General features: G+C 67.0%; 23 protein-coding genes. 12 read left to right on the forward strand and 11 right to left on the reverse strand.

Annotated features, from left to right (window positions below):
* Position 1: 1 nt before the first annotated feature.
* Positions 2 to 901 (reverse strand): DUF2167 domain-containing protein, encoded by a 900-nt coding sequence (locus ACTHJF_RS02935; RefSeq protein WP_440265760.1) that lies wholly within the window; start codon positions 899 to 901, stop codon positions 2 to 4.
* 205 nt (positions 902 to 1,106) lie between these two features.
* On the opposite strand from ACTHJF_RS02935, the gene ACTHJF_RS02940 reads away from it, so the two are divergent.
* Positions 1,107 to 3,791, forward strand: a complete 2,685-nt coding sequence (locus ACTHJF_RS02940; protein ID WP_440265761.1) for a bifunctional diguanylate cyclase/phosphodiesterase — start codon at positions 1,107 to 1,109, stop codon at positions 3,789 to 3,791.
* A gap of 28 nt (positions 3,792 to 3,819) precedes the next feature.
* Here ACTHJF_RS02940 and ACTHJF_RS02945 read toward each other — a convergent pair whose 3' ends face one another.
* The gene (locus ACTHJF_RS02945) at positions 3,820 to 5,217 is read right to left on the reverse strand and encodes a M20/M25/M40 family metallo-hydrolase (protein ID WP_440265762.1); all 1,398 of its coding nucleotides are present in this window, start codon (positions 5,215 to 5,217) and stop codon (positions 3,820 to 3,822) included.
* Between the two features lie 109 nt (positions 5,218 to 5,326).
* Between ACTHJF_RS02945 and ACTHJF_RS02950 the strand changes: the two genes are divergently transcribed.
* A complete protein-coding gene (locus tag ACTHJF_RS02950) occupies positions 5,327 to 6,568 on the forward strand; it encodes a TIGR03862 family flavoprotein (protein WP_440265763.1) in 1,242 nt (413 codons plus the stop codon).
* 168 nt (positions 6,569 to 6,736) lie between these two features.
* Positions 6,737 to 6,961, forward strand: a complete 225-nt coding sequence (locus tag ACTHJF_RS02955) for a hypothetical protein (RefSeq protein ID WP_440265764.1) — start codon at positions 6,737 to 6,739, stop codon at positions 6,959 to 6,961.
* A gap of 92 nt (positions 6,962 to 7,053) precedes the next feature.
* On the opposite strand, the gene dbpA is transcribed toward ACTHJF_RS02955, so the two are convergent.
* The 5 genes from dbpA to ACTHJF_RS02980 form a co-directional block, all read right to left on the reverse strand.
* Positions 7,054 to 8,448 (reverse strand): ATP-dependent RNA helicase DbpA, encoded by a 1,395-nt coding sequence (gene dbpA / locus ACTHJF_RS02960; RefSeq protein ID WP_440265765.1) that lies wholly within the window; start codon positions 8,446 to 8,448, stop codon positions 7,054 to 7,056.
* 60 nt (positions 8,449 to 8,508) lie between these two features.
* Complete coding sequence (locus ACTHJF_RS02965; RefSeq protein ID WP_440265766.1) at positions 8,509 to 11,718, reverse strand: PAS domain S-box protein; 3,210 nt, start codon at positions 11,716 to 11,718, stop codon at positions 8,509 to 8,511.
* Between the two features lie 279 nt (positions 11,719 to 11,997).
* The gene (locus ACTHJF_RS02970; RefSeq protein ID WP_440265767.1) at positions 11,998 to 12,717 is read right to left on the reverse strand and encodes a pseudouridine synthase; all 720 of its coding nucleotides are present in this window, start codon (positions 12,715 to 12,717) and stop codon (positions 11,998 to 12,000) included.
* Positions 12,718 to 12,815: 98 nt separating this feature from the next.
* On the reverse strand, positions 12,816 to 13,595 hold the full coding sequence (locus ACTHJF_RS02975; protein WP_440265768.1) for an ABC transporter permease: 780 nt from the start codon (positions 13,593 to 13,595) through the stop codon (positions 12,816 to 12,818).
* 180 nt (positions 13,596 to 13,775) lie between these two features.
* Positions 13,776 to 14,726 (reverse strand): ABC transporter ATP-binding protein, encoded by a 951-nt coding sequence (locus tag ACTHJF_RS02980; RefSeq protein WP_440265769.1) that lies wholly within the window; start codon positions 14,724 to 14,726, stop codon positions 13,776 to 13,778.
* 92 nt (positions 14,727 to 14,818) lie between these two features.
* On the opposite strand from ACTHJF_RS02980, the gene ACTHJF_RS02985 reads away from it, so the two are divergent.
* Entirely contained in the window at positions 14,819 to 15,565 is a 747-nt protein-coding gene (locus tag ACTHJF_RS02985; protein WP_440265770.1) for an FAD-binding oxidoreductase, read from the forward strand.
* Positions 15,566 to 15,862: 297 nt separating this feature from the next.
* Positions 15,863 to 16,195, forward strand: a complete 333-nt coding sequence (locus ACTHJF_RS02990; protein ID WP_440265771.1) for a hypothetical protein — start codon at positions 15,863 to 15,865, stop codon at positions 16,193 to 16,195.
* Positions 16,196 to 16,242: 47 nt separating this feature from the next.
* On the opposite strand, the gene ACTHJF_RS02995 is transcribed toward ACTHJF_RS02990, so the two are convergent.
* The 4 genes from ACTHJF_RS02995 to ACTHJF_RS03010 all read right to left on the reverse strand — a co-directional run bounded on the left by ACTHJF_RS02995 (position 16,243) and on the right by ACTHJF_RS03010 (position 21,357).
* On the reverse strand, positions 16,243 to 17,235 hold the full coding sequence (locus tag ACTHJF_RS02995; protein ID WP_440265772.1) for a fimbrial protein: 993 nt from the start codon (positions 17,233 to 17,235) through the stop codon (positions 16,243 to 16,245).
* Positions 17,235 to 19,991 (reverse strand): fimbria/pilus outer membrane usher protein, encoded by a 2,757-nt coding sequence (locus tag ACTHJF_RS03000; protein ID WP_440265773.1) that lies wholly within the window; start codon positions 19,989 to 19,991, stop codon positions 17,235 to 17,237. The genes ACTHJF_RS02995 and ACTHJF_RS03000 overlap by 1 nt, the downstream gene beginning before the upstream one ends.
* The gene (locus ACTHJF_RS03005) at positions 19,988 to 20,731 is read right to left on the reverse strand and encodes a fimbrial biogenesis chaperone (protein ID WP_440265774.1); all 744 of its coding nucleotides are present in this window, start codon (positions 20,729 to 20,731) and stop codon (positions 19,988 to 19,990) included. The genes ACTHJF_RS03000 and ACTHJF_RS03005 overlap by 4 nt, the downstream gene beginning before the upstream one ends.
* 86 nt (positions 20,732 to 20,817) lie before the next feature.
* The gene (locus ACTHJF_RS03010) at positions 20,818 to 21,357 is read right to left on the reverse strand and encodes a fimbrial protein (protein ID WP_440265775.1); all 540 of its coding nucleotides are present in this window, start codon (positions 21,355 to 21,357) and stop codon (positions 20,818 to 20,820) included.
* A 430-nt stretch (positions 21,358 to 21,787) separates the two neighbouring features.
* Between ACTHJF_RS03010 and ACTHJF_RS03015 the strand changes: the two genes are divergently transcribed.
* From ACTHJF_RS03015 to ACTHJF_RS03045, 7 genes are read left to right on the forward strand one after another with little or no spacing between them, the layout of a single operon-like run.
* Complete coding sequence (locus tag ACTHJF_RS03015; protein ID WP_440265776.1) at positions 21,788 to 22,423, forward strand: hypothetical protein; 636 nt, start codon at positions 21,788 to 21,790, stop codon at positions 22,421 to 22,423.
* Positions 22,420 to 22,824 carry a hypothetical protein gene (locus ACTHJF_RS03020; protein WP_440265777.1) on the forward strand — a complete coding sequence of 135 codons (405 nt, stop codon included), beginning with the start codon at positions 22,420 to 22,422 and terminating at the stop codon, positions 22,822 to 22,824. The genes ACTHJF_RS03015 and ACTHJF_RS03020 overlap by 4 nt, the downstream gene beginning before the upstream one ends.
* Complete coding sequence (locus ACTHJF_RS03025) at positions 22,821 to 23,021, forward strand: helix-turn-helix transcriptional regulator (protein ID WP_431635428.1); 201 nt, start codon at positions 22,821 to 22,823, stop codon at positions 23,019 to 23,021. Before ACTHJF_RS03020 ends, ACTHJF_RS03025 begins: the two co-directional genes overlap by 4 nt.
* A 23-nt stretch (positions 23,022 to 23,044) precedes the next feature.
* Positions 23,045 to 24,598, forward strand: a complete 1,554-nt coding sequence (locus tag ACTHJF_RS03030; RefSeq protein WP_440265809.1) for an alpha/beta hydrolase — start codon at positions 23,045 to 23,047, stop codon at positions 24,596 to 24,598.
* Positions 24,595 to 24,765, forward strand: coding sequence for a hypothetical protein (locus ACTHJF_RS03035; RefSeq protein WP_440265778.1), 171 nt, complete (start codon positions 24,595 to 24,597; stop codon positions 24,763 to 24,765). Before ACTHJF_RS03030 ends, ACTHJF_RS03035 begins: the two co-directional genes overlap by 4 nt.
* Positions 24,762 to 25,496 (forward strand): ABC transporter ATP-binding protein, encoded by a 735-nt coding sequence (locus ACTHJF_RS03040; protein WP_440265779.1) that lies wholly within the window; start codon positions 24,762 to 24,764, stop codon positions 25,494 to 25,496. Before ACTHJF_RS03035 ends, ACTHJF_RS03040 begins: the two co-directional genes overlap by 4 nt.
* Complete coding sequence (locus tag ACTHJF_RS03045) at positions 25,493 to 26,698, forward strand: ABC transporter permease (protein WP_440265780.1); 1,206 nt, start codon at positions 25,493 to 25,495, stop codon at positions 26,696 to 26,698. Before ACTHJF_RS03040 ends, ACTHJF_RS03045 begins: the two co-directional genes overlap by 4 nt.
* The last annotated feature ends 68 nt before the right edge of the window (positions 26,699 to 26,766 follow it).

Genomic DNA, 26,766 nt, shown 5'->3' on the forward strand with positions numbered 1-26,766 from the left:
GTCACGCCTGCTTGCGCCGGAACAGCTTCTTGAACAGGCCGGCTACGGCGGCGATGCCGAGCACGATGAATTTCTTCAGCGCCAGCAGCATCACGCCGAGCTTGGCGAACAGCCCGGCCTTGGCCGCGATGCCGCCAGCGACCAGCGCGCCGATGCCGTAGGCGGCGAGCTTGTCAGTGCTCTTGTCGAAGTCGGTGTAGCGCTGGCCGGCGTCGAACTCGGTCATCGCCAGCACCTGCGGCATGTCCGCCTTGACCTGCGCCAGTTGATCGATGGGCGCCACCGCGTTGAGCGACAGGTAGCCCTGGCGGCCCAGCACCCGGATGTCGTAGTTGAGCGAGTGCCCGCTGCGGCCGTCGTGACTGAAGATCAGGTCGCGCGCCCAGTACAACTTGTGGCTGGCGTCGTCGTAGTGCGGCGGCTCGGCCCAGCCGGCCAGTTCCACCTCGGGAAAGCCCTGCTTGCGCCGCTCGGCGTTTTCGTCGTGCGCGCTTTCCTGCATGTCGCGCAGCATCTTGTCGTAGTCGATGCCGGCGGCATCGGCGTCGGAGACGTAGCCGTCGTCCACATAGGTCACCACCACCGCCCAGCTATCCTTGTCCAGCAGCACATGCGGGTCGCCGCTGGGCAGGATCATGCCCAGCACGTCCTTGTCCGGCGGGTTGTCCCACAGCTCGCTGAGCACGCGCTGGGCGTCTTGCGCGTTGAGGAAGCCGTAGCCCGGTTTCAGCGCGAGGTGCGCATGGGCGGCAGGAACGGCTACGTTGCCGCTGACCGGGTGCAGCGAGGCGAGAAAATGTTCGGCCTGGCCGTCGGCGGCGTCGGCGGCGTGGCCGGCGAGTGGCAGGCAAAGCAAGGCAGCCAGCGCGAAGCGCGCCGGCACGGTATAGCGGCGTGTCATGTGTTGTCCCCTGTAGCGTTCGTTCCGTCGATGCGCGGCCGTAGTGTGGTGCGCGCGGGCGCTCCCCTCGGCGCGTCCCGGCGATGTTGTACCAGAGCCGACGAGAGACGCCCAGCCGGCGCGATCCTTCACAAAACCGTACTGCGCAACGTGGCCGGATGTGCTCAGATAGCTTTCAGTGCCCGCCGGCGACACGGACAACCGCTTGAGCCAGCCACCTGCCTCATCACTCGCTGCCAGGACGGCCCCGCTGCCTGCCGCTGCCGCAGTGGACGCTGCCGCGTTGCGGCCGCCGAAGGGAGCCTGGACCGGCTTCTGGGTAATGCTCACGCTGGTGCTGGGCGTGGGGCTTACGCTGTTGCTGCATCACCAGCAGCGAGCGCGCCAGTTGGCGGCCGATCGCGCGGCCATGCACGAGCTGGCCGACAAGAGCTACGCGGCCCTGCAGTCGAGGCTGTCGTCTTCCGAGTTGCTGATGCGCGCTGTGCAGACGCTGTTCATTGCCTCGGATGAGGTCACCGAGGATGACTTTGCCCATTTCTACGAGAATCTGCGTCCCCGTGAGCTGTTCCCCAGCCTGGTCGCGCTGGCCTATGCCCAGCGCGAAAGCGGCCCGGAAGGCGAGCGCTATATTACCCGGCGCGTGCAGCCGCTGGCGGGCAATGAGCGGCTGATCGGACTGGATGTCAGCCAGCAGGGACACAACATGGCGGCGCTGGTGGCCGCGCGCGACAACGATAATTTCAGCCTGTCCGGACCGTTCGCGCTGGTGCAGACCGATGCCAACAGGCGCCGCATCGCTGGCGTCACATTGCGGCTTCCGATCTACAGCGAGGGCGCGCCGCCTGCCAATGCGCAGCAGCGCAGCGCCCGGCTGACGGGTTCCATTGCCGCCTCGTTCAATGTGTCCGAATGGGTAGGGAGCGCGTTCACCGCCGATGCGCTCAAGCGACTGCAGATCGAGGTGCGCGACGTGACTGCGGCACCGCAGTTGCTGTTCGAATCCGACCCTGGTGCAGAGATCTCCGGCGGTGGCGATTTCCTGCGCGACCTGCACTACGGCGGCAGAGTCTGGCGGGTGAGTATGCTCTACCGACCGCACTCCGAGCGGACTTTCGGCTGGTCGCAGTCGATACTCCCGTCAGGGCTGCTGATCACACTGCTGCTGGGGACGCTGGTGTGGTCGGTAGCCGGTACGCAGCGCCGGGCGGTGGAGCTTGGCTGGCGGATGAGTCGTCGTTATCGGGAGAGCGAAGAGCGCTTTCGGGCGCTCAACGAACTGCTGCCAGCACTGGTGGTGTTGGCCGACGCTGCCAATGGACGCGTGACCTACGCCAACCAGGCCTCCCGTGACCGCCTGGGCGATGAGCTGATAGGGCGCGAACTACCCGAGCTGTTCCAGGACGCCGCCGTGCAGCACTGGTTGCGCGATCCTCAGGGCGTGGAGGTCAGCCGGGTCGATGCCACGCTGCTCAGCGAGAGCGGACAGCGTTTCTGGGCCAGCGTATCGATCGCGCGGGTGGAGCTGGACGGCGTGCCCAAGCTGTTGATGGTGGCCGCCGACATCACCGAGCAGCGCCAGCTCAACGAGCGGCTCAGCCACCAGGCCAGCCACGACGCGTTGACCCATCTCTACAATCGACGCGAGTTCGAGCGCCGCCTGGCCGAGGCGATGGCGGCGGTCGCGCACGGTGCGCCGCCGGCGGCGCTGCTGTACATCGACCTGGACCAGTTCAAGCTGATCAACGACACCTCCGGGCACATGGCCGGCGACCAGCTGCTGACCCAGCTGGCGATGGTGATGCGCGAGCAACTGGGGCCACACGATGTGCTGGCGCGTCTGGGCGGCGACGAGTTCGGCGTGCTGCTGCCGAACATCGGCGATCGCGCCACGGCGGAGGCCGCGGCGGAGCAGCTGCGCCTGCGCATCGACGGCTACGTGTTCATGTGGGAGCAGCGCACGTATTCGATCAGTGCCAGCGTCGGTGGCGTGCTGATCGACCTGCCCGATGGGGTGCATCTGCACGAGCTGTTCGCCCAGGCCGATACCGCCTGCTACATGGCCAAGGAGATGGGCCGCAACCGCGTGCACTTCTACTCCGAGCATGACGACGAAACGGCACGCCGACGCAGCGAAATGGAGTGGGCCAATCGCCTGCGCTGGGCGGCCGATGAGGGGCGCCTGCTGCTCACCTACCAGGAGCTCACGCCGCTGGCACCGGCCGACCGCGATGGTGTGCGCATCGAGCTGCTGCTGCGCTTTCGCGACGAGAGCGGCCGGCTGATGGTGCCCGGCGCGTTCATGCCCGCGGCCGAGCGCTACGGCCTGATGCCCACCATCGACCGCTGGGTGATCGAAACGGCGCTCTCGCACTTCGATCAGCTGCACCCGCTCGGCGCGGCGCTGCGGCTGGCCACGATCAACCTCTCCGGTGCCAGCGTGGAAGATGACGCGTTGGCCGATCGCATCATCGAGCTGCTGTCACTGCACCGGGTCGACCCGAGTCGCGTGTGCTTCGAGATCACCGAGACGGTGGCGGTGCGCCATCTCTCTCAGGTCGCGCGCTTCATGCAACGGCTGCGCGCGGTGGGCTGCAAGGTGGCGCTGGATGACTTCGGCGCCGGCATGTCCTCCTTCGGCTACCTCAAGAACCTGCCGGTGGACATCATCAAGATCGACGGCAGCTTCATTCGCGACATGCTCGACGACCCGGTGAGCTACGCGATGGTGCGCGCGGCTACCGACATCGGCCACCAGATCGGCCTGACCGTGGTGGCTGAGTGGGTGACCAGCGAGCCGGTGATGCAGGCGTTGCGCGAACTGGGCGTGGATCTGGCGCAGGGCTTCTCGCTGCACATGCCGGAACTGGTGCCGTTCCAGCGCGACTGACGCCGGAGGAGGCGTCTGTGGCGGTTGATCACTTGGCCGCGGGCGCCGCTTCCGGGGCCTGCCGTTCGAAGCTGCCGGCCGCACCAGGGAACACCACCGGGCTCTCGTAGCCGTCGGCCGACACCGCCGACACGCCGAAGAACCAGTCGTCGATCACCACGTCCCTGATCACCGCCTTGTCCACGTCGCCGACCGCCCGCGCGTACTGCCAGCGCGGCGCGGTGGTATCGCGCCATTGCACGCGGTAGCCGGCGGCGCCGGGAACCTGGGTCCAGCGCACCGTGGTATCGGTGGCCAGCGCGCCTTCCGTCTTCACGCCTGTCGGTGGAGCCGGTGCGTTGGCCATTGCGGCCATCGTCACCGTGTTGAGCGCGGTGACGCGGGCGAGGTAGCGAAAGTCGATGCCGTCCAGCGTATCGCCATAGTGCACGCCGCCCTTGGTGCGCAGGTCCTGGTGCTGACGGGTGTAATCCTCGTGGCCCTCGCTGACGCGGATCGCCGGGTAGCCCGCCTTGAGGAATTCCACCTGGTCGCCGCCGCGGCCGTAGCGGTCGGTGCGATAGACCAGCTTCACGCGGAAGTCGGGCAGGTACTGGTCGGCGATCGACGCCATGTAGCGCGCCACGTTGCGCGAGGGCGAATCCACCTCGCCTCCGAAGTAGTTGCGTACGCGCGCCTGCTGCGTCGTCTCGGTGCTGCGCGTGCCTTCGCTGAACACCCGCACGGTGGTGTTGTCGCGCACGCCGTTCTGGCCGCGGCTGTTGCCGACGATGTCGTTGTTGAGGTCGGCCTCCACCTGCCAGCCCTGCGCCACCGCATAGTCGGCCAGCACCTTGCCGCCGTACAGGCCCTGCTCCTCGCCGGACAGCGCGGCGAATACCAGGGTGGCGCGGTTATCCCGCTTGCTCAGCAGCCGCGCCGCCTCCATCAGCGCGGCCACGCCGGAGGCGTCGTCGTTGGCGCCCGGCGCGTCGCTGGTGGTGTCCATGATGTCGGTGACGCGCGAATCCAGATGTCCGCTCATCACGATGACGCGCTTGGGATCGCTGCTGCCGCGCTTGATTGCCACCACGTCCATCACTTCGGCGGGTGTCGGAATCCGCTCGCCACTGAACACCTGCGCAGGCGTCACCACCTCGATGCAGCCGCCGCAGTCGCGCGAGATCGCCTCGAACTGCGCCATCACCCAGCGCCGCGCGGCGCCGATGCCGCGCTTGTCCGAGCGCGTATCGGACAGCGTGTGACGGGTGCCGAAGCCGACCAGGTGGGCGATGGTGTCGTGCAACCGCGCCTCGCTGGGCGCCGTGGCAAGTGCATGCAGAGCCGGTTGTTCGTGGGGTTGCGCCAACTCCTGCGCCAGCAGTGGCGCGCTCATGCCGAGCGTGCTGAAGGCGGTGGCGGCAAGCAGGATTCGCAGACGTGGCATGGCGGGCTCTCGCGTGATCGAGGGAAGCGCTGCGCAGAACGCATCGACGCAGTATGCGCAGCGCCACGGCGGCGTACCACCCGACCTTGGGCGTGCGACCATGCGCGCCATGACTGACTCCAACACACCGCGCGCCGCCGTGATCGGCGGCGGGCCCGCCGGTCTGATGGCCGCCGAGCAGCTGCGCGAGGCCGGCATCGCCGTCGACCTGTATGACGCCATGGGCTCGGTGGGCCGCAAATTCCTGCTCGCCGGCAAGGGCGGCCTCAACCTCACCCACGGCGAAGCCTTCGAGGATTTCGTGGGCCGCTACGGCGAACGGGCGGGCGAGGTCGCCGACTGGTTGCGCGACTTCGATGCCGAGGCCCTGCGCGCCTGGGCACGGGGACTGGGCGTGGAGACCTTCGTCGGCAGTTCCGGCCGCGTGTTCCCGGCAGACATGAAAGCAGCACCCTTGCTGCGCCGCTGGGTGCGCCGGCTGCATGCCGAGGGCGTGCGTTTTCACATGCATCACCGCTGGCTGGGGTGGAGTGATGACGGCGCACTGCACTTCGCCACGCCTGCCGGAGAGATCACCGTGTGCGCCGACGCCACCGTGCTGGCCCTCGGCGGCGGCTCCTGGCCGCAGCTGGGCTCGGACGGCGCCTGGATCGGCACGCTTAAAGCGGCAGGCGTCGCGCTCACGGCGCTGGCGCCGGCCAACTGCGGCTTCGAGCGACCGTGGAGCGAGCACCTGATCAGCCGCTTCGCCGGCGCACCGCTCAAGGCGGTGGTGGCGCAATGGCACGACCACAACGGCTGGCGCCACCAGCGCCAGGGTGAATGTGTGATCTCCGAGTACGGCATCGAGGGCAGTCTGGTCTACGCTATCGGCCCGGCGCTGCGCGAGCAGATCGCCGCGCGCGGCAAGGCGCTGCTCAAGCTCGATCTGGCTCCGGGTTACCCACTGGACACACTGGTGTCACGGCTGGGCGCACCGCGCGGCAAGCACAGCATCGGCGACTGGCTGCGCCGCCGCGCGGGGCTCGATGCGGTCAAGTCCGCGTTGGTATTCGAGCTGGCCGACAAGGCCACGCTGGCCAACCACGTCGCGCTGGCCGGCTTGATCAAGGCACTGCCGCTGCGTTTGCAATCGCCGCGGCCGATCGCCGAGGCGATCAGCACGGCTGGCGGCGTGCGCTTCGACGCCCTGCACGGTGACAGCTTGACGCTGCACGCCCGCCCGGGTGTGTTCTGCGCTGGCGAAATGATCGACTGGGAGGCGCCGACCGGCGGCTATCTGCTTACCGCCTGCTTCGCCAGTGGCCGGCGCGCCGGCCGGGGTGCGGCGCGCTGGTTGCACCGCGGCTGATCCGCGCGGTGCCTTGCGCAGCGCAGCATCGCGGCGCACTGGTGACCGTTGTGGATCGGCGCTACGCTCGGGTGTCGGTGCGGTCGGAGACCGGCGTCGTGCCCGCCTCTGGCGATGGTGGCTGTAGGCGAATGTCCGGCGTATCTCGTTGCGAAGAGGATGCTCAGCATGAAGATTCGTTCCCTGTCCCTGGTGCTCGCGCTGGCCTTCGTGGCCGGCGGCGCAATGGCTGGTGAGGCCGTCCACGCGGCCACCGCCAACGTGGCCGCGATTCCGGCCAACCCGGCACATCAGGCGCTCGGCCTGTCGTCGGCCGACGCTCTCACCGATGTCGACGTGGCACGCCTGGCGCGCGCGGCGGTGGACATGCCTGCCTGCAGTACCTGTCACTGACGAGCGCGGGGCCGCCGCCGCATCGGGCGGCGGCCTGCCTGGTTCATCTCGCGTCATTCGCCTGCAGGCCTCGTCGTGGCCCGCATCGGCGTTCAGCCCAGCGCGCGCACGCGGAAGTTGCGCCCCTTGATGCGCCCGGCGCGTAGTCGTTCCAGCGCCTTGTTTGCGAGTTCACGGCTGATCGCCACGTAGGCGCGGGTGGCGAACACATCGATCTTGCCGATGTCGGCCGCCTGCAGTCCGGCGTCGCCGGTGAGCGCGCCGAGGATGTCGCCCGGGCGCAGCTTGTCCTGCCGGCCGGCATCGATCACCAGGGTCTTCATCGGCGCCAGCTGCAGCGTCTTGCCGCGTGGCGGCTGCACCCGGAGCGGTTCGCGCCGCAGTGGCGTGCCCAGCACCTGCTCGATGTTGTCCGCCTTGGGCGCTTCGCGCGGCGTGAGCAGGGTGAGCGCCAGCCCCGATTCGCCGGCACGGCCGGTGCGGCCGATGCGATGGGTGTGGGTGTCCGGATCGTGCGCGATGTCGTAGCTCACCACCAGCGGCAGCGCAGCGATGTCCAGCCCGCGCGCGGCCACATCGGTGGCCACCAGCACGGCGCAACTGCGGTTGGCGAAACGCACCAGTACCTCGTCGCGATCGCGCTGCTCCATGTCGCCGTGCAGGGCCAGCGCGGAGAAGCCGCGGCGGTCCAGCTCCTGCGCCACCGCGTCGACGTCCTTGCGCATGTTGCAGAACACCAGCGCCTGCGGTCGCTCGGCCGGGCCCTGGCGTTCGGCAATCAGCAACTGCGCCAGCGCATCGAGCTTCTGTGCCGGCTCCACCAGGAAGAAGCGCTGCTCGATCGACGGCCGCTGCGTCGCCGGCGCCTCGACCGTCACCTCGACCGGGTCGCGCTGCACGCGCGCGCTCACCGCGCGGATCTCCTCCGGGTAGGTGGCCGAGAACAGCAGCGTCTGGTGGTGCTTGGCGATACGCCCGACGATGTCGTCGATCGCTTCGGAAAAACCCATGTCGAGCATGCGGTCGGCTTCGTCGAGCACCAGGACCTTGATGCCGCCGCCATGCAGGCTGCCACGCTTGAGATGCTCCTGCACCCGGCCGGGCGTGCCCACCACGATGTGTGGGTCATGCGTGAGCGAGGCCAGCTGCGGCCCCAGCGGCATGCCGCCACACAGCGTCAGCAGTTTCACGTTTGGGATGCCCGCGGCGAGCTTGCGGATTGCCTTGCTCACCTGGTCGGCCAGCTCGCGCGTGGGGCACAGCACCAGCGCCTGCAGCCGGATGGTGTCCGGATCGATGCTCTGCAGCAGCGAGAGGCCAAACGCGGCAGTCTTGCCCGAACCGGTCTGCGCCTGCGCGATGACGTCGCGCCCGGCGAGCATGGGCGGCAGGCTGAGCTCCTGCACCGGAGTCATCTCGGCATAGCCGAGCGTCGCAACGCTGGACAGCAGGGCGGGTTTGAGCGGGAGCGTGCTGAAAGAAGTCATGCGCCATGATCGCATTTGCGGCGGCCAGACGGGCGTCCGCGGCTCGCCATCGCGCCGGGCTCAGACCCTGTCGGCGTCGCGGCGCTGAAAGAGCGTATCCAGCGCATCCAACACCTCGTCGGCGCCGAACGGTTTGGTCAGAACGCGCGTGCGCTCATCCGGGCTCGCTCCGTGCACGTGCGTTTCGCCCGTGGCGAAGAGCACCGGCAAGTCGGGCGTGACCTTGCGCAGCCGCTCGGCCAGTTCGATGCCCGAGATGTCCGGCAGGCCCACGTCGGTGAGCAGCACGTCGGCCGGGTGCGTCGCCTGCAGCGCGATCGCTTCGCCGGCGTCGGTCGCTTCGGAAACGCGATGGCCTCGCGTGTGCAGCATCTCCACGACGAGGCTGCGGATCATCCAGTCATCCTCGCAGACCAGGATATGCAGGGGCCGGGTGGCCTGGCGCGGGGCAGGGGACGCAGGCGCGGCCTTGCGCGTGGGCGCAGCCCGTGGCGCCTGGCCCGGCCCACCGAGCAGCTGGCGCAGGCGACGTGCGAGCGCCTCGCGGGTGTAAGGCTTGCTGAGCAATTCGACGCCTTCGCTCAGCCGCCCGCCTTCCATGATCGCGTTCTGCGTGTAGCCGGAAGTGAAAAGTACCTGCAACTGCGGAAGCTGCTGGCGCGCGGCGGCTACCAGCTCCACGGGGCGCATCGGGCCGGGCATGACCACGTCAGTGAACAGCAGGTCGATCCGCGCGCCGCCTTCGATGATCGCCAGCGCGCTGGCGGCATGCCTGGCCTTCAGCACGCGGTAGCCGAGGTCGCGCAGCATCGCGATCACCGTATCCCGCACGGCGTCGTCGTCTTCCACCACCAGGATGGTCTCGTCGCCGCCGATCACCCGGTCGTCGTCGGACGCTGTGGTGGCTGTGTCTTCTGCGCGCGCGCAGCGGGGCAGGAGGAGGCGGATCGTGCTGCCCTGGCCCGGCGTGCTGGAGATCCTCACGTGGCCGCCGGACTGCCTGACGAAGCCGTAGACCATGGACAGCCCCAGCCCGGTGCCGCGGCCCTCGGGTTTGGTGGTGAAGAACGGCTCGAACACTTTCTCCATCACCTCCGGCGTCATGCCGCAGCCAGTGTCGGAGATCGCCAGCACCACGTACTCGCCAGCGGCGGCGTCGCCCTGCGCCAGCGCGTGCGCGTCGTCCAGCCATGCATTGCTGGCCTCGATGGTGAGCCGGCCCATGCCGTCCATCGCGTCACGGGCATTAATGGCCAGGTTGAGCAGGGCGTTCTCGACATTGCCGGGATCGACCTCGGTGTTCCAGAGGTCGTCGGCCACTACGGTCACCACCTCCACGCCCTCACCCAGCGTGTGCCGCAGCATCTCGTCGGTGTCGCGCAGTAGCTTGCCCAGGTGCAGCACCTTGGGTGCCAGCGGCTGGCGTCGCCCGAAGGCCAGCAACTGCTGGGCCAGCCGCGAGCCCCGAGTCACTCCGCTCATCGCGTTGCGGATGCGTCGCAGCGCGCGGTCGTCGGATCCGGCCTCACGCTCGAGCAGCTGCAGGTTGCCGCTGATCACCTGCAGCAGATTGTTGAAATCATGCGCGATGCCGCCGGTGAGGTTGCCGATCGCCTCCATTTTCTGCGCCTGGCGCAGGGCGTCCTGGGTGCGATAGAGCTCCTCGCTGCGCCGCGCCACCTGCTCCTCCAGCGTGGCGGTGAGGTGGGTCAGCGCTGCTTCGGCAGTCTTGCGGTCATCGATGTCGGTGTTCGTGCCGATCCAGCGTTTCACTGCGCCGAAGCCATCGCGCAGTGGAACGCCGCGCACCAGGTGCCAGCGATAGACGCCATCGGCCCGAAGCAGACGGCACTCGGTCTCGTAGACATCGCCCCGCTGCGTGGCCTGCTGCCAGGCGGTGGTGATACTGGCGATCTCATCTGGATGGACCATGGCCTGCCAGCCATCGCCCTCCAGGGCGTTGAGCACCGCGCCGCTGTAGATGTAGGCGCGGTCGTTGAACCACTCGACCTGGCCGTCCGGGAGTGCTGTCCACACGTGGTTGGGCAACGATCGCGCGATGCTGCGCAGGCTTTCCTCGCTGTCACGGATCGCCTGCTCGACCTCGCGGCGGGCGGTAACGTCCATAAACAGGGCTGCAAAGCGGTCGTCGCCGATCGGTCGCACCCGCACCTCGAACCAGCGCCCGTGTAGCCGCGGCGACTGGACTTCGAAATGCGCCGCCTGAGCGCTATCGATCACCGTGGCGTAGCGGGAAATCGTGTCGCCGGAGATGTCGGGATTGATGTCCCGCATGGAGCGACCGATCGTGTCGTGGAGCGACAGCCCTGTCTGTGTCTCGAACGCCGGATTCAGTTCGATGAAACGGATATCGGCGACCCGCCCGCGCTCGTCGCGGATGGCTTCGCCGATCGCAAAGCCCTCCCGCATCTGGCCGAACAACTCGCGCCAGCGCATTTCGCTGGAGGCAAAGGCCTCTTCCGACCGCTTCCGCTCGGTGATGTCGAACACCACGCCCAGATAGCGCTTGAATCCGTCAGGCCGCTCCAGTACTTCGCCACGCCGGGCCAGCCAGCGCACCTCGCCGGTGATCGGGTCGATCCGCCGGAACTCCGCGTAATGCAAAGGGTTGGACCAATTGCGTCGGGATGGACCGGCGACCGCACGGTCGTCGGGGTGCATCAGCACCAGCAGGCGGCTCTCTTGCACCGCCTCGTCGTCCTGCAAGCCCCAGATGCGCCGATATTCGTCTGAGACCTCCAACTGGCCGGTGTCCGGATACCACTCGAACAGGCCCACTCTGCCAGCACGCTGGGCAATGCGCAGTCGTTGCGCCGTCTCCACCCGGTCCGTGACATCGCGCACGACCGCCAGCACCAAGCGCGGACTGCCGGTCTCGTCGCAGACGGGGCTGTAGTCGATCGACAGCCAGAACTCTTCCGGCTCGCCAGATCGGTGCAGCACCATGTTGAGCTCGTGATACGCCAGCGTTTGGCCGGTGAGCACGGTGCGGACTACGTGGGCGTTGAACTCGGCTATTTCCGGCCATGCCTCGGTCGCGGCCATGCCGAGGATGTCCGGGTGGCGGGCGCCGGCGAGAGCCGCGTAGGCGGCGTTGTAGATCAGGATGCCCTGCTCGCCACACAGCAGCACCATGGGTAAGGCGGCCCCGAGGACCGTGCAGGCATTGATGCGCAGATAGGCTGGCCATTGCTCGATGGGCCCCAGTGGCGTGAGGGACCAGTCCTTGCGTCGAACCAGTTCGCCCATCTCACCAGCGTGTTGCAGAAAGGCTGGGGAGTCCCTCAAACCGCTGTTCATCCGCGCTCCTGCTTGCAACGCGGCCGGTCCGCGGAGTCAACTGGCGGGATACTAACGCCATGCCCGGCGCGGCGTGTGCAGGGAAAGTGGTGGCGGCGAACGGGCCTTCGCGGTGGCCGTCATGCTCTGGTGAACTGGTCAGCCGAAGGTGCCGTGCATCAGCCGTTTATCGGCTTCACCGGAGGCCGCGGGGGTGTCGGCCATACGGCGACCCGTTCAGCCGAGGCCTCACCACTGGGTGCGGTTCGGCAGCAGGCCCTTCAGTTCCACGTCGGTGAGGTTGCGCCACTGGCCGGGCTTGAGGTGGCCGAGCTTGATGTTGTCGATGCGCACGCGGCGCAGCTGGGTGACGCGATAGCCGAACGCGGCGGCCATTAGGCGGATCTGCCGGTTCAGGCCCTGGGTCAGCACGATGCCGAAACCGAACTTGGCGATGCGCCGCACGCGGCAGCGCTGGGTCATCTGGCCGTGGATGCGCACGCCCTTGCTCATGCCGGCGAGGAACTCGTCGGTGACGGCCTTGTTCACCGCGACCAGGTATTCCTTCTCGTGGTGGTTCTCGGCGCGCAGGATTTCGTTGACGATGTCGCCGTTGCTGGTGAGCAGGATCAGCCCTTCGGAATCCTTGTCCAGCCGACCGACCGGAAAGATCCGCTGCGGGTGGTCGATGAAGTCGACGATGTTGCCATCCACGCTCTGGTCGGTGGTGCAGGTGATACCCACGGGTTTGTTCAGTGCGATGTAGACCGCCTTCTTCGCCGACGGCGTGGTGGCCAGGATGCGCGCCTTGACGATCTCGCCGTCCACACGTACCTCGTCACCCTCCAGCGCCTTGGCGCCGGTGGTGACGACTTCACCATTGATCGTCACCCGCCCGGCGAGCAGCAGCTCGTCCGCCTCACGGCGGGAGCACAGACCGGCTTCGCTGATGTATTTGTTGACGCGCATGCCACAGCACCCGTGCAGGAGCGCACCGTGTGCGCGATCGCTTTCTTGTCAGGTCTTGAAAGAACATTCGCGCACACAGTGCGCTCTGCGGGAATTCCTCAGGAGCGCAGCCCCACGCCGCGCTCGAGCAACTGCAGCGCCACCGCCGACAGCACGACCACGAACAACACCATCACCGCGAAAGCCGTGCCGATGCCCACGTCGCTCACGCCGAGCACGCCGAAGCGGAACGCGTTGACCATGTACAGGATCGGGTTGATCCGCGAGATCGCCTGCCACGGTTCGCCCAGCATGTTGATCGAATAGAACACGCCGCCCAGGTAGGTCAGCGGGGTGAGCACGAAGGTGGGCACCAGCGCGATGTCGTCGAACTTCTTCGCGTAGACAGCATTCACGAAGCCGGCCAGCGAGAAGATCGTGGCGCCCAGCAGCACCGAGAGGAAGGTGAGCAGCGGGTGCACCACGTGCAGCGAGGTGAAGAACAGCGCGATCATCAGCACCAGCACGCCCACCACCAGGCCGCGCACCACGGCGCCGGTGACGTAGCCGAGCAGAATCACCCAGTTCGGCATCGGCGACACCAGCATTTCCTCCACCGCGCGGCTGAACTTGGCGCCGAAGAACGAGCTTGAGATGTTGCCGTAGCTGTTGGTGATGATCGACATCATCACCAGGCCCGGCACGATGTACTGCATGTAGGTGAAGCCGCCTTCGATGGTGCCGATGCGGCTGCCGATCAGCTTGCCGAAGATCACGAAGTACAGCGTCATGGTGATCGCCGGGGGAATTAGCGTTTGCGTCCAAATGCGCGTGATACGGGCAATCTCGCGACGCACGATGGTGTACAGCGCGACCATGTTGATGCTGGTGTTGCTCATGCTTTGGCCTTGGTTTCTTGCGCCCTCTCCCCGGCGCCGCCGGGGGAGAGGGTTGGGGTGAGGGGGAAGCTGTTCGCTTTTTTTTGCCTTTGCGGGAATGAGGGAGGGCAAACCGGAAAGCCCCCCCCCTTCATCCCCGCCCTCTCCCCTGGTTGCGCCTGGAGGAGAGGGGAACAGCGGCTACGCCGCCTTGTCCCGCCCGTTTTCGACCAACCGCACGAACAGCTCTTCCAGCCGGTTGGTCTTATTGCGCATCGAGGTCACCCGGATGCCGTGGGCGCTCAACGCCGCGAACAGCGCGTTGAGGTCCGACGTGCGCGGCATCTCCGCTTCCAGCGTGTGTTCGTCCACGCGTCGCAGGGCGATGTCGGCCAGCTGAGGCAGCGGCTCGGGCGCAGCGGTGACATCGAGCACGAAGGTCTCCGAGTCGAGCTTGGCCAGCAGGCGCTTCATCGTGGTGTTCTCCACGATGGTGCCGTGGTCGATGATCGCGATGTTGCGGCACAGCTGCTCGGCTTCCTCCAGATAGTGCGTGGTGAGGATCACCGTGGTGCCAGCCGCGTTGATGCCGCTGACGAACTGCCACATCGAGCGGCGGATCTCGATGTCCACGCCGGCGGTCGGTTCGTCCAGGATCAGCAGCTTCGGCTCGTTCATCATTGCGCGGGCGATCATCAGGCGCCGCTTCATGCCGCCGGAGAGCATACGCGCCTGGTGGTGCGCCTTGTCCCACAGGCGCAGTTCCTTCAGGTACTTCTCCGCGCGCTCGGCGGCGATCTTCCGCGGGATGCCGTAGAAGCCGGCTTCGTTGACGCAGATGTCGAACGGCTTCTCGAACTGGTTGAAGTTGATCTCCTGTGGCACCAGGCCGATCAGCTTCATCGCTTCGTTGCGCTGCTTGTTCACCGACACACCGAACACTTGCGCGTCGCCGCCGGTGGAGTTCACCAGCGAGGAGAGGATGCCGATCAGGGTCGACTTGCCGGCGCCGTTGGGGCCGAGCAGGGCGAAGAAGTCGCCGGGCTGCACGGTGAGGCTGACGCCCTTGAGCGCCTCGACGCCGTTGCCGTAGGTCTTGCGCAGGTTGTCGACGACGAGCGCCGGTACCGGGGATGCGGAAGGTGTGGACATGGGCTGCATCGTTGGGGGCAAGACTCCTATTATAAAGGGCTTGTCCACGCCGCCCGCGTTTGCCGGGTGCACACAGCGTTTCCGGGAACCCCATGGCCGACCATTTCACCCTCCGCCTCATCGACAGCCGCATGCTGGCGCCCACCGTGCGCCATCTGGTGTTCGAGCGGGTCGATGGCCAGCCGCTGGCCTTCGTGCCGGGGCAGTTCCTGCAGATCCACTTCACCTATGCCGACGGCACGGCGACCAAGCGCAGCTATTCAGTGGCCACGGTGGGCGACGGTCGCTCGCCGGTGCAGCAGATCGAGATTGCCGTGAGCTACGTGGAAGGGGGCGCCGCCACGGCGCTCCTGGGCGGTCTGGAGCAAGGCGGCACGGTGGATGCCAGCGGCCCCTACGGCCGCTTCTGCCTGCAGGACGGCGACGCGCTGCCGCGCTACCTGTTGATGGCCACCGGCACCGGTGTCACCCCCTACCGCGCCATGCTGCCGAAGCTGGCCGAACTGCTCGCCGCGGGCGATCGCGAGGTGGTGCTGCTGTACGGCGCCCGCAAGGAGGCCGAGCTGCTCTACGACGAGGAGTTCACCGCCTTCGCGCAGGCCCACCCGGGTTTCACCTATCTCAGCTGCCTCAGCCGCGAGGCACGCGACGTGGGTCGGGAGACCGACCGCATGGGCCACGTGCAGGCCGCCTTGCCCGACTTGGCACCCGCGGCCGACCGCGACATCGCCTACTTGTGCGGCAATCCCAACATGGTCGACGCCGCCTTCGCCGCGCTGAAGGAATTCGGCCTGCCGGTGCCGCAGATCCGCCGCGAGAAGTACATCTCCTCCCGCTGAGGGGGCGGTCCGGTTTCTTTCCGCTGGCACGCCGACGCTGCCCGCGCCCGTGCCTGGGCGCCGTATTTTCGACGCTCGCCACGCGCAGCCCCCTCGGCCGCGGCGCATCTGCCAGAAAGTCGACGTGTAAAACCGGCTGTCAAGCGCATTTTGGTGCGGAATCGGCAGTTCGCGTCATTTATGTGAACTGGATCGCAATTGGCTCACCTGACCAGGTCGACGCTATTCAGGCGCGACGGTGCGGGCCGAAAACCCCTTCGGACACCCGCCAACCCCGCGAGTGTCGAGGGTTTCGACATGCACATTTCGTCAGCGGTTCTCCTCCTGCCAATCTGCGCCGCACTGTTTGCCGCGTCCGGTTCCGCACGTGCGGCCGATGGGCGCATCGCGTTCTCCGGCGCCGTCCTCGAGCCGACTTGCGCGGTGGACACGTCGCGGCTCCCGGAGTCGGCGCCGCCCGAGTCTCCGACCATCCGTCACGGCTGCGGTGCGACCGCTGACGCCTCGGGAAGCACCTACGTCCGTAACACTGTGAACGTATCCACCCGCGAGCGGGCAACCGATCCACTGCTTGGTTACTTCGCCAGCTACGCACCTGCCAGCCAAGTGGTGGTGCAGACTTACGACTGAAGGCGAGAGCGGATCAGGCACTCCCGGAAGGTAGGCATGCGGCCGCGCTACTGGTAAGACAGTGTGAAAGTCGCCGTCGCATTCAGCGTGCCAGCTCCAACGGTGCTTCCGGTCTGGAAATAGCGGGCGTAGTAGCTGACCGAGAGCACCCCATTGGGGGTAGCTCCGATAACGGTTGGCACACCGAAGTTCACCGGCGTAGTGCCGGACGAATCGAGTACCTGCACGCCGACACCGCTAGTGCTGCCACCGGACGGAGCGATGACCCCGGTCTTGCCGGTAACCGGCGAGGACGTGTCCAGGGTAATCCGGACCACGGCGCCGCTCGAGCAGGTGAGGCCGATCTGGAACGGCGTGGTACCGGTGGTGGAATTGACCCCGGTGAAGGCGCCGCGGGTGACGGTCGGCAGCACAACATTGATTGCCGTGGCGTTGACCTGGCAAGCCGGCGCGGTAAACGTCAGCGAGTTGGCCAGCCGGATCACAGCATCGAGAATGAAGTTATTCTGCTGGCCCGCTTTGAAACTCGCCAGTGTGCCACTGTTGAGGACGCTGCCGTCTGTGATGGCGGCGGTCTTCACCAGCTCGAGAATTACTGCATCTGCTTCGTACCAGGAGCTGTTCCGACCCAGGTCGAAGAACGGGTAGGGGTAGATGTAGTCACCCTTCTGCAGCACCCGGTAGCCAACACCGCTCACGCCCGTGGGGAAGATGTTCTGCGAGGTTCCTGGCGTGCTGCCCACTTCGTTGATCAGGCCCCACCCGTTGTTGTTGGTATTGCCGCAACTGAAGTTGACCTGTTGGCTGATGCCGCTCGACGCGGAAGTGTAGAGCGTGCTGCCGATCGGGATCGTCGGATCGTTGACGATGGTCGTGGGCACCGACACGGTGTAAGTGCCCTGGGAATTGAAACGGTCGAAACTGCATCCTGCGCGAGCGGCCGATGGCGCGAGCATCGTCGCCGCCAGCAGGAGGAGTACGGTAGTTAGACGGCGAATGCTCCGCCGTAGATGGATACCTGTCGGTGGCGTCTGGCTCATCACGGGTTCGCCTCTGCGGCTGCGGCAATCGTGGGTGCTGCGACGCAGACCGCCTGCTGGGTCGGGTAGCCGCTGGCGAGGTCACGAGAAGGCTTGACGGGCGTGTGGTAATCGAACGAGCACTGGAAGTCCCGTCCCTCGTCGCCACCCCAGCTCACGTTGAGCCGGCCGGCGGCGCGGTTGACGCGAACCATGATCCGGCCCGCCTGTCCGACGACACCGACCGCCTGGCCGTCCTCGTCATGCACCTCGGCGCCGAAGGGCAATACCTTGCCACTGGGAAGCCGGGTCTGGATCAGCAGAAACTGCCCGCTCTCGCTCTTGAACTTCACCATGACCACGGCCCCGGCGCGTGGCGCTATCTGGGCGCTGGTGTTGTCGAGCTGGACGTCGAGCGGAAGGCCGGTGGGATCGATGGTGATCGTATTGAGCACGTAAGGGGTGACATAGGGCACCAGTGCGTAGCCTTTCTTGTCCACCACGAGACCGGCCGCGTTGCCCACACGCGCTCCTGCGGCGTGCGGTGCCTCCACGATGGCTACAGTGTCGCCCAGCTGCTGGCCGAAGATGATGCCTCCCGGGTGCGCGACCACGCCGCCTGTCACGTTCAGCGAGGCCTGTGAATAGCCGCTACCGTGGCCGAACCCGGCGTTCACCTGCACGTGCGCGCCACGGTAGCCGCCGGTGACGCTGGCGGTATTGCCAACGCTGCCCGCGCTTTCGGTACTGTCGTGGCTGGCGGTGGCCCCGTAGATGAACTGGTCGTTGGCGCCAGCCGTGCCGGAGACCGTCGCCTGCTCCTGCATGCCGCCAGCGGTGTCGCGAGCCACGCTGCCGGTGAGAACCGGCGCGTGCGTGCTGGTGCTGTCGCCGAGCGGAATCGTCAGCGAAACCTGGTAACGATTGTCGCTGCGTCCGAACAGATCGCGTTCGCGGCTGGCCGACACGCTGTAGGTCATTCGACCGAGGCGATTGTTGTATCCGACCTGGTACTGCGTGTCGGTGCCGGGACGGTTCCAGTAGTCACGCGCCGAACCAGTGACGAACAGTGAGCCGCCGCGATCGCCCAGCGTCTGGCTGAGCGTGATGCTGAAATTGTTTCGCTGGCGATCGACGCCGCTCTGCACCACATAGTCCCGGTAGTCGCCTCCAACTAACGCGGCCTGTTGCTGAGGCGTGAGCAGGCCGGAAACCGGTACGCCATTGATGGTCTGCGGGATGCCTGCGTTGCCCGTGGCAAAGACCGGCAGTCCACGTCGTGCATAGTCACGGGCGCGCTCGGCGTCGCCGAGCGTGAGAAAACCGCTGGTGGAATAACGATACGCGGCGACGCTTAGTGACGTGCCGGTGTCCGCGATGGACTTGCTGTAGCTCAGGCGCACGCTCTGGCCCGACAGCGTATCGAAGCCGGGGATGCGCGACTGGGCGCGGGTGACGTCCATCGCGAAGGCGCCGTAGCGCGTGTTGAGTGCGCCGCCAACCAGCGCCGAGGCGTAGCCCCGCGAGGCGGCAACACCGGCGTAGCCGGTCAGCAGGTTGTTGAAGCCGCGCTGCCAGGTGGCCTGGAGCAGGCCCGGGGTGTTCCTGATCGCGTTGTCGCGAAGCTGGCCGGCCGCCAGGCTGAACCGGTTCAACCCCGGTCGCAGGAGCTGCGGTACCGAGGCATAGGGCACTGAAAACGTATGTACGCGGCCGTTGGCCTCGGTCACGCTCACTTCGAGGTCGCCGCCGTAACCCGTCGCGTAGAGGTCGTTGATAGCGAACGGGCCAGGCGCCACCGTGGTCTGGTAGATCACCATGCCGTTCTGGCGGATGGTCACCTTGGCGTTGCTGTCGGCCACGCCGCGCACGGTCGGCGCGTAACCGCGCAGCGATTGCGGCAGCATGCGGTCGTCGGTGGCGATCTGTACGCCACGCAGGCCGACGCTGTCGAACACCTCGCCACTGGTCCAGGAGTCGCCGATCGTCAGCTGAGCATGCAGCGACGGCAGGTCGCGCTGCACATAGGTCGCGATGCTCTGCCAGTGGCGGGTGGATCGCGCGCGGCCGGCGCTGGATTGCCAGACCAGCGACGAGTCGTGGCGCAGGTGCCAGCGCCCGAGGTTCAACCCGGCGTTGAGCCCGAGGTAAGACGAGGTCTGCGTCAGGCCCTGGCCGCTGGTGCGATAGCTGTTGAAGTTGTAGTTGAGCAGGCCGGCCGTCACCCCCGAGTCCCAATACCTCGGATCCACATAGCCTCGCGCCATCTGGCCCAGCGAGGCCTGCGGAACGCTGGTGTCCAGGCGCAGGTCGCCCATGTCGAAATCCATGCTGGCGCCGGGAACGACGCGGCCGATGTCCACACACAACGCAGGGTTGGCGAGGTCGGCGGTGGTCTGCGCGGTGATGTCAGCCGGGTGCAGGCCGAGGAGGTCGAGCAGCGCCGGCGTCACGCAGGCGGTGGCGCTGGCGTCGTCCGACGGCGCGGCAAAGCGCACGTCGCGACGGCCGATCGGACGCTCGTTGAGGAAGATGTCCACGCTGTACGTGCCGGCGGGCACGAAATTGCCGCGCTCGAAGCGCGACAAGTCGGTGGTGTTCTGGCCGGCCCCCGAAAGCATGCTGCGATCGAAGTTGGCATCCACGGCTGCATCGACGGCAGCCGACGCCGTCGCCGTGTAAGCCGTCGCCGGGTGGCCCCAGCCCGCAAGCGTCAAGCCGATGATCGCCGCCAGCAGGCGGCGCTGCGCGGCGCCCTCCTGCCGGCGAGCGCTCATGGCGCGACCTTGCCTTTGTAAGGCGTCGCCGCGCCGAAGTCGTTGATCACGGTGTAGTCGATCGTGCTGCCAGCGGGCAGGCTGCGGTCGAGCGCCTTGACCGGCAGGCGCAGCGTCGATCGCGGCGCGACCATGCCGGTCTCGCTCTCATACGAGCTCGACCCGGCGGCGATGGATACCTTGCTGAACGTGATGTAGTACGCCGACGTATTGTGGGCCTCCAGCGCGTATCCGTCGCCGTCGTGGACCATCTGCCAGGCCACGCCCTGTGCCGCCGTCGCCGGATCACCGGCCAGCTGCGCCGGGCGGAAGAACAGTTTGAGGCGCGAGCGCACGGCGAACTGCAGCGTGTTCTGTTCCTCGCCGGTCTTGGCGACAGGCTTGGGGGGGATTTCCAGGACGTTGAGCCAGAACAGCGATTCGCGGTCAGCCGGAAGCGGCTGTCCCGCATAGACGATGCGCAGACTCTGCCCTTTACCGGCGTTCATGCGCGCCAGCGGGGGCGTAACCAGAAACGGCACCTTGGCCGTGTCCGGAGTGGACGCGGGATCGCCGTCATCGATCCAGGCTTCGACCAGGGCTGGCTGGCTGCCTTCGTTGCTGAGTCGCACCGTCACTTCACCGGTCGCCGCAGGAAAGACGACGCGAGTTCCCGCAATCACTACGGTGGCTTGGGCGGGAGCTGCGCCCAGAGCGAGCGCGGCTATGACTGCGCCGGCAGCGCAGAGCAGGCTTTTCATGGGCACTTCCAGGGATTCGTTGTGCCGCGAGGAGCGACAGGCGACCCGCTGCAACCGGCCGTGCCGGTTGCAGCGATGGCCGCTGCTTACTGGTAGGTCAGCGTGAAGTTCACGCTCGACGTCACCAGGCCGGCGGTGGTCGCCGTGGCGGTGGAGATGTACTGCGCCTTCATCTGGGTCGAGCCTGAACCGCTGGCGACGGCGATGCTCGGAGCGTTCGTGCCCGTCTTGGTGTTGATCGCCTGATTGGTGCTGTTGAGCAGGCGGATACGCACGTTCGAGCCACCCGTGGCCGTGTTGGTCAGGTCGCCGCTGGTGTTGTCGATGTTGCTGCCAGAGAACGCCATCTGCGCGCTGGCGGTATTCGTGTCGCAACCCGACAGCGCAACGGTGAACGGGGTGTCGCCCGCGGTGGTGCCGACGGTCGAGCCAAACGCAGCTGTCATCACGGTCGGCAGGGTCACGGTGGCGCCGCCGTTGACGGCGATGGTGCAGGTGTCGGCGAGCACCTTGCCACTGAAGTTGATGGTGCCGGTGCTGGCGGCCTGGGCCGGGGCAGTGGCGAGGGCCAGGAAGCCGAAGGTGGCGACCAGGGCGGTGGAGAGAAGCGTCTTGCGCTGGAACATGAATTCCCCCTTGGGTGAATCGTGAAATGGATCAAGTGGTCGAAGGACGAAGCGGTGTCTCTGTTTTGCGAGCTAGGTTGAGCAAGCCACGTGCCAAAGCGTCGACAAACGCCGGCGTCACGCAAAAAACCCAGGTATTACAAAAGCTTGACTTGTCTTTCGGGCGTTTTCGGCGCCGGAAAAATTCTGTGAATTGCGACACATAGCGTCAGAAATTGCAAACCAGGTCACACTTTTGCGCTCAAGTTTGCCGATTCCTGGCCGACATTGCGGCCGGTTGTAAAGGACGCTTGACATGGCCCGCCAGCCCCGATACCTTCCTGTAAAGGGTGCTTTACAGGGGGTGGGCTATGGAATGGGGAATGCACGGTGGCTTGTGTGGCGCGACGGCCGGTCCGGGTGCGAGTAGGACGGGCGAGGAGATGGCGCCATGAAGCGTCTGAGCGAACGCGCGTACCAGAGCCACGTCAGCATCACCATGCTGGTCTACGTCGTGACAATGGTGCTGGTCTGGCCGTTGGCGCGGACCACGCACGGGCTCTGGCTGAAGACGCTGCTGGCCGCGGCACCTGCGCTGCCGATGCTCTATGTGATTTTGCTGCTGGCGCGCAAGGTGGCCGACAGCGACGAGTTCGAGCAGCGCATCCATTTGGTCGCGCTGGGCGTGGCCAGCGCCGTGCTGGCGGCGCTCAGCCTGATCGGTGGCCTGCTGGCTGCGGCCGGCGCCGTGTCGCTGGACGGCAGCATCCTGATCTGGGTGTTCCCGGTGATGATGGTGACTTACAGCCTGACGCGCTGGTGGGTGATCACCCGCCGCTACGGCGGCAGTACGGAGTGCGAGCAGGCCTCGGTGTGGTCGTTGCCGCTGCGCCTGTTGCTGGTGGCGGCGCTGATGGGCGTGGTGCTGCTGGCCGCCTGGTGGCGCGGACGGCTGGACGATCTGAGCCTGGGTCTGCTCGCCGGGCTTGGTAGCTCTTCGCTGCTGCTCGCCGCGATCGAATCGGTGCGTCGGTGGTGGCGCGTCCGGCGGGAACGCGTCGGCGCACAAGGGACGCCGCAGCCATGATGCGCCCCATCCACCGCCGCTACCTGCGCGAGTTCTTCACCGCGATGGGCGCCTATGTGGTGCTGATCGTGCTCTACGGCGCACTGGCGCCGCGGCTGCCGGCCAGCCCCTGGCGCTTCGTGCTGGCGATCGCCCCGCTGCTGCCGGTGATCGGCGTGATCCGCGCGGTGGTGCGGCTGATCCGCGACGAGGATGAGCTGGAGCGGCACATCGATCTGGAAGCGTTCGCGATCGCCGCCCTGGTTACCGGCTTCGGCTTTTTCAGCTACGGCCTGTTGCTGAGCGTGGGCGCGTTTCCCAAGGTGTCGGCGTTCCTGGTGGCGATATTGGTGATGCCGGCACTGTTCGGCAGCTACGGCCTCGCCAAGTGGGCGGTGGCGCGGCGGTATGCGCGCCCATGAACAATCGCGTTCGCGACCTGCGCGGGGAGCAGGGCTGGTCGCAGGGCGATCTGGCCGAGCGGCTCGACGTATCGCGGCAAACCATCAACGCCATCGAGACAGGCAAGTACGACCCGAGCCTGCCGCTGGCCTTCAAGATCGCGCGGCTGTTCGGGCAGCCGATCGAATCCATCTTTGACCCGGGGAGCAGCACGTGAGCACGAAACCCAAAGCAGCGCGCATGGGCGTGGCGGTCGCGATTGCGGTCGCGATCATCGCCGCCAACCATGTGGCCCATCGACCCAAGGCAGCCGAACCGGCGCCTGCAAGCACCAACGCATCGTCCGCGCCGGCCACGCCGGTGAAGCCAGCGCCGCCGGCCACCTGGAAACTCGGCACGCTCACGCTCACCGCGTGCGAGCTGGGCCAGCCCAACAGCGCTCAGACCACGGCCGCATGGTGCGCACCGTTCGAGGTGCCGGAGAACCGCGATGATCCGGCCAGCCGCAAGATCACCCTGCGCCTGGCGGTGGTGCGTTCGAACGCGGAAGTGGCCACCAAGGACATGCTGGTGTTCCTCGCCGGGGGGCCCGGGCAGGCGGCCACCGAGAACGCCGCGGCGGCGATCGCCGCGCTCGACCCGCTGCTTGCGCACCGCAACCTGCTGCTGCTCGACCAGCGCGGCACCGGCGGCTCGCATCCGCTCAGTTGCAAGAACGAGGACAAGCCTGCCACGCCCGACGATGACGTCGAAGATGATCCGGCCAAACTCAAGGCCGAGATCACCCGCTGCCTGGCGCAGGTGGAGAAGAACGCCGATCCGCGCTTCTACACCACCACCATCGCCGCACAGGATCTGGAAGACGTGCGCAAGGCGCTCGGCTCGCCGAGCTTCGACCTGGTTGGCGTCTCCTACGGCACGCGCATGGCGCAGCAGTACCTGATGCGCTATCCGGATGCCGTGCGCGCGGTGGTGCTCGACGGCGTGGTGCCCAATTCGCTGGTGCTGGGCGAGGACTTCGCGCAGAACCTGGACGATGCACTGAAGGCGCAGTTCGCCCGCTGCACCGCCGATGCCGAGTGCCACAAGCGCTTTGGCGACCCGTACCAGACGCTTTACCAGCTGCGCGATGCACTGCGCGCCAACCCGCACACGGTGAGCTTCCGCGATCCGCAGAGCTACCAGACCGTGCAGCGTCGGCTGAGCGAGTTCTCACTGGCCAGTGTGGTACGCATGTTCGCCTACTCGCCGATCACCGCCGCGTTGCTACCGCTGTCGATCGACGCGGCCGCGCACGGCGACGTCGGCCCGCTGCTGGGCCAGGCCAAGCTGCTCTCCGGCGACCTGGCCGACACCATGAACGGCGGCATGCAGTCCTCGGTGATCTGCAGCGAGGATGCCGACCTGTTCACCCCGCGCCCGCAGGACGAGCACACCATCCTGGGCACACGCATGATCGACGCGCTCACCACGGTCTGCAGCGTGTGGCCGCACGGCACGCGGCCGAAGGATTTCCACGACCCGCTGAAGACCGACAAGCCGGTGCTGCTGCTGTCCGGTCAGTACGACCCGGTGACCCCGCCGCGCTACGGCGAGGAGGTGCTCAAGGGCTTGAGCAATGCGCGCCACCTCGTGGCCACCGGCCAGGGCCACAACGTGATCGGCGCCGGCTGCATGCCGAAGATCGTCAAGCATTTCGTCGAGGACCTGCAGCCGAAGACGCTCGACGCCAGCTGCCTGGAGCGCCTCAAGCCCACCCCGATGTTCATCGATTTCAACGGAGCGACGCCGTGAAAAAGCAGCAAACCCTTTTTGCCGTACTGCTGTGGGCGGCGGCCATGTTCATCGCGGCGCTGTGCAGTGCGCCCCCGTTCTTCGCCCAGATTTTGCTTCCGCTGATGGTCGCCCTGTCGGTGCTGCCGCGCGCAAGCTCATGTCGGACCAGGAGCTCCACGCCATGATCGAAGTGAAGGATCTGCACAAGGCCTTTGGCACGGTGAACGCCGTCGACGGCGTCACGTTCACCGCCAGCGACGGCGAGATCACCGGCCTGCTGGGTCCCAACGGCGCGGGCAAGACCACCACGCTGCGCATGCTCTACACGCTGATGGCGCCCGATCGCGGCCAGGTGCTGGTGGACGGCATCGACGCGGCGGTCGATCCGCTGTCGGTGCGTCGCCGGCTGGGCGTGCTGCCCGATGCGCGCGGCCTCTACAAACGCCTCACCGCGCGCGAGAACATCGACTACTTCGCGCGCCTGCAGGGTCTGCCGGAAGACGAGCTGCGTACGCGCCGCGAGGCCTTGATCGGCGCGCTGGACATGTCCGACATCGCCGACCGCCGCACCGAGGGCTTTTCGCAGGGCCAGCGGGTGAAGACCGCGATCGCCCGTGCGCTGATCCACGACCCGCGCAACGTGATCCTGGACGAGCCGACCAACGGCCTGGACGTGATGGCCACCCGCGCGCTGCGCGAGTTCATGCTCAACCTGAAAGCGGAGGGACGCTGCGTGCTGTTCTCCAGCCACATCATGCAGGAGGTGGGCGCGCTGTGTGACCGCATCGTGGTGATCGCGCGCGGCCGCGTGGTCGCCGACGCCACGCCGGACCAGCTGCGCGCGCAGACCGGCGAAAGCAACCTGGAGGAAGCCTTCGTGAAACTGATCGGCAGCGAGGAGGGCCTCGCCGCATGAATACCTTGACCAACCCCGTGCGCCGCACGCGCGCTGTGCTCACCGTGTTCCTCAAGGAGGTGCGCGAGAACCTGCGCGACCGCCGCACGCTCACCAGTGCCTTTCTCACCGGCCCGCTGCTCACGCCGCTGATGTTCGTGATGCTGATCAACTTCACCATCAACCGTGAGCTGGACAAGGCGGACAAGCCGCTGAAGGTGCCGGTGATCGGCGCGCAGTACGCGCCCAACCTGGTCGACGCGCTCAAGGCCGGTGGCGTGGTGCCACAGTCGGCGATCGCTGATCCGGAGGCGGCGGTACGCAACCAGGAGATCGACCTCGCCCTGCGCATTCGCGCCGATTACCCGAAGGCCTGGCGCAAAGGCGAGCCGGTGCAGGTGGAGGTGATCTACGACTCCTCCCAGCGCGATGCCAACACGCCGGTGGAACGGGTGACCAAGCTCATCGAGGGCTATGCGCGCGTGCAGGGGGCGATGCGGCTCGTGGCGCGCGGGCTGTCGCCGGCCACTGCGATTCCGGTGGTGGTGGCCAAGCGCGATCAGGCCACGGCCCAATCGCGCGCCGTGCTGCTGTTCAACATCCTGCCGTATCTGTTCGTGCTCACGTTGTTCATTGGCGGCATGTACCTGGCGATCGACCTCACTGCCGGTGAGCGCGAGCGGCAATCGCTGGAGCCGCTGTTTGCCAATCCGGTGCCGCGGTGGAAGATCTTCCTCGGCAAGCTGGCGGCGATCTGCGCGTTCTCCACCGCCAGCCTGGTGATCTGCCTGGTCGGCTTCAGCATCGTCGGCCGCTTCGTGCCGGCGGAGAAGCTGGGCATGGAGCTGCACCTGGGGCCGTCGTTTGCGCTGCACGTGCTGCTGCTGCAGCTGCCGATGATCGTGCTGCTCGGCGCGCTGCAGTCGATGGTGGCGGCGTTCGCCAAGAGCTACCGCGAGGCGCAGACCTACGTGTCGCTGCTGATGATGCTGCCGATCCTGCCCAGCGTGGCGCTGATGGTGATGCCGATCAAGCCGCAGAACTGGATGTACGCCGTGCCGCTGCTCGGCCAGCACCTGGGCATCCTCGACCTGGTGCGTGGCACCGGCGTGAGTCCGCTGCACCTGGCTTATTGCCTGGGCGGCAGTGCGCTGGCGGCGATCGTCGTGGCGGGCGTCACCATGCAGTTGTACCGCTCCGAGCGCCTAGCGATCTCCGGCTGATGGCGGGCGAGGGCGGCGCACTGGCGCCGCCCTCGCTTACCATGGGGTTCTCATTCCACGGAGAACCG

Origin of the sequence: Dyella sp., assembly GCF_051962475.1 — a bacterium.
Taxonomy (GTDB): domain Bacteria; phylum Pseudomonadota; class Gammaproteobacteria; order Xanthomonadales; family Rhodanobacteraceae; genus Dyella_A.